The organism is Mesorhizobium sp. M8A.F.Ca.ET.021.01.1.1 (assembly GCF_003998025.1).
In the GTDB taxonomy this organism is placed as follows: domain Bacteria; phylum Pseudomonadota; class Alphaproteobacteria; order Rhizobiales; family Rhizobiaceae; genus Mesorhizobium.
On the sequence record NZ_RZSJ01000772.1, the window covers coordinates 1 to 2,299 of the forward strand.

Here is a 2,299-nt window from a genome sequence, read left to right on the forward strand (position 1 = left end):
GTCTGGCGGGGAGCGCCGCTTTGTCGAGACGCTGGCCCGCGCGGCCGTTGCCGTCGGCGTTGCCGGCGTCTTTATCGAGACTCATCAGGACCCCGACAATTCGACCTCCTCCGACGGTCCGAACATGGTGCCGCTGAAAGATATGCCGGCGCTGCTCGAAAAGCTGATGGCGTTGGACCGGGTAGCGAAGGGCCACTAATCCTAGGCTTTCTGCCCGTGCTTGTGGTTGCCAGGGGCCAGTTGTACGCTCGGCAGGCAAATGAGCGTTTTGGCAGGAGGAAGCCATGTCCGTCGCCCGCGTCACCGAAATCACCTCATCGTCGAAGAAGAGCTTTCAGGACGCCATCGAGCAAGGAATCGCCCGCGCCGCCAAAACCCTGAAGAATGTCGAAGGGGCCTGGATCCAGGATCAGAAGATCGTTGTCGTGGACGGCAAGATCGCGGCCTATCGCGTCAACATGAAGGTGACTTTCATCCTCGCGGAGTGATCGGGCAGCCGCCAAAAAGTCGGGAACTTTCGCCCGCGCGCCTCATTGTCAAAGTGCAGATTAACGACAACGAGGAGCAAACAATGACAACGCAAACAGGCCACACCGAAGCCATTGCCGCTTCGCGAGTGATCGGCACTACCGTCTACAATACCCAAGGCGACGGCATCGGCAGCATCGAGGACGTCATGCTCGATAAGACGTCGAACGGCATCATGTTCGCGGTGATCGGATTTGGCGGCTTTCTCGGTATTGCCGAGAAGTACCATGCCATTCCCTGGGCGAGCCTCGACTACGACGAGGACAAGGGCGGCTATGTCGTACCCTTCACCAAGGAACAGCTGAAGGCAGCGCCCGCCCATTCGATCAACGAGTTGGCCGGCGCCGATGGCGAGAGCGTGCGCGACGAGTCCTACGAATATTATAAGGTTACGCCCTACTGGCACTGACGCCACAACCGAAAAGGGGGCCGTTTCGACGGCCCCCTTTTCGATTCGAGGCAACGCTACTCGCTAATGTGCAAGGCCGGCAAAGGCGCAATGGCCTTTGGCGGTGGCTGCTGATTGTCGCACGACGTCAGGAACGCCGCCGCGATCAGGAACAGACTGACGATACCGCTCAACTCGGACATGGCGAAACTCCTCCTGTTTCGCCCCGCGCGACAACAGCCTTAACCCGGAATGCGCCCCTTGTGGCATGACTTATGATGACAGAAACTTGCGCTTCGTGAATCGCGCGGGCGGCAATATTCGGCCAGGGCCCGATTGCCTTTTGCGTCGCTTTGGCTAAGACGGGCGCGACGTTTTCTCCAGATCAAATCGAGGACATCGCAATGACCGCCATCATCGATATTGTCGGGCGTGAAATCCTGGACAGCCGCGGAAACCCGACCGTCGAGGTCGATGTCGTTCTCGAAGACGGTTCAATGGGCCGCGCCGCGGTACCGTCGGGCGCCTCGACCGGCGCCCATGAGGCCGTCGAACTGCGCGACGGCGGCGCCCGCTACCTCGGTAAGGGCGTGCTCAAGGCCGTCGAAGCGGTCAACGGCGAACTGTTCGAGGCGATCGGCGGCATGGAAGCCGAAAACCAGATCCATATCGATCAGATCATGATCGAGCTTGACGGCACGCCTAACAAGAGCCGGCTCGGCGCCAACGCCATTCTGGGCGTTTCGCTGGCGGTGGCGAAAGCCGCGGCCGATGCCGCCGGCCTGCCGCTCTATCGCTATGTCGGCGGCACAAAGGCGCATATCCTGCCCGTGCCGATGATGAACATCATCAATGGTGGCGCGCATGCCGACAATCCGATCGACTTCCAGGAATTCATGATCCTGCCGGTCGGCGCGCCGACGCTGCGTGAAGGCGTGCGCTGGGGTTCGGAAGTCTTCCACACGCTGCGCAAGAAGCTGAAGGATGCCGGCCACAACACCAATGTCGGCGACGAGGGCGGCTTCGCGCCGAACCTGAAGAGCGCGCCGGTGGCGCTCGATTTCATCATGGAATCGATCGAGAAGGCCGGTTTCAAGCCGGGCGAAGAGATCGCGCTCGGCCTCGATTGCGCCGCGACCGAATTCTTCAAGGACGGCAACTACGTCTATGAGGGTGAGAAGAAGACACGCGATCCCAAGGCGCAGGCCAAGTACCTCGCCAAGCTCGCCGCCGATTACCCGATCATCTCGATCGAGGACGGCCTTGCCGAAGATGACTGGGAAGGCTGGAAATACCTGACCGACCTGATCGGCAAGAAGACGCAGCTTGTCGGCGACGATCTTTTCGTCACCAACACGGCGCGGTTGCGCGACGGCATCCGCA

4 protein-coding genes and 1 pseudogene are annotated in these 2,299 nt (G+C 60.7%); 4 read left to right on the top strand and 1 reads right to left on the bottom strand.

Annotation, left to right across the window (positions count from 1 at the left end; translation table 11 throughout):
* The 3 genes and pseudogenes from EOA36_RS33615 to EOA36_RS33625 all read left to right on the top strand — a co-directional run.
* Positions 1-199 (top strand): annotated as a pseudogene (locus EOA36_RS33615) (3-deoxy-8-phosphooctulonate synthase); the annotation flags it as partial.
* Between the two features lie 85 nt (positions 200-284).
* On the top strand, positions 285-488 hold the full coding sequence (locus tag EOA36_RS33620) for a dodecin family protein (RefSeq protein ID WP_127281030.1): 204 nt from the start codon (positions 285-287) through the stop codon (positions 486-488).
* 83 nt (positions 489-571) lie between these two features.
* Entirely contained in the window at positions 572-937 is a 366-nt protein-coding gene (locus EOA36_RS33625) for a PRC-barrel domain-containing protein (protein WP_127281031.1), read from the top strand.
* 56 nt (positions 938-993) lie between these two features.
* Here EOA36_RS33625 and EOA36_RS38860 read toward each other — a convergent pair whose 3' ends face one another.
* Positions 994-1,119 carry a hypothetical protein gene (locus tag EOA36_RS38860; protein ID WP_127281032.1) on the bottom strand — a complete coding sequence of 42 codons (126 nt, stop codon included), beginning with the start codon at positions 1,117-1,119 and terminating at the stop codon, positions 994-996.
* 201 nt (positions 1,120-1,320) lie between these two features.
* Here EOA36_RS38860 and eno point away from each other — a divergent pair.
* Positions 1,321-2,299, top strand: a 979-nt coding sequence (eno, locus tag EOA36_RS33635; protein ID WP_127281033.1) for a phosphopyruvate hydratase, incomplete at its 3' end; no start/stop codon positions are given.

Excerpts from the sequence above, each read along its gene's own strand:
- EOA36_RS33620 (WP_127281030.1), top strand. The coding sequence starts at position 285 with ATGTCCGTCGCCCGCGTCACCGAAATCACCTCATCGTCGAAGAAGAGC.
- EOA36_RS33625 (WP_127281031.1), top strand. The coding sequence starts at position 572 with ATGACAACGCAAACAGGCCACACCGAAGCCATTGCCGCTTCGCGAGTG.
- EOA36_RS38860 (WP_127281032.1), bottom strand. The coding sequence starts at position 1,119 with ATGTCCGAGTTGAGCGGTATCGTCAGTCTGTTCCTGATCGCGGCGGCG.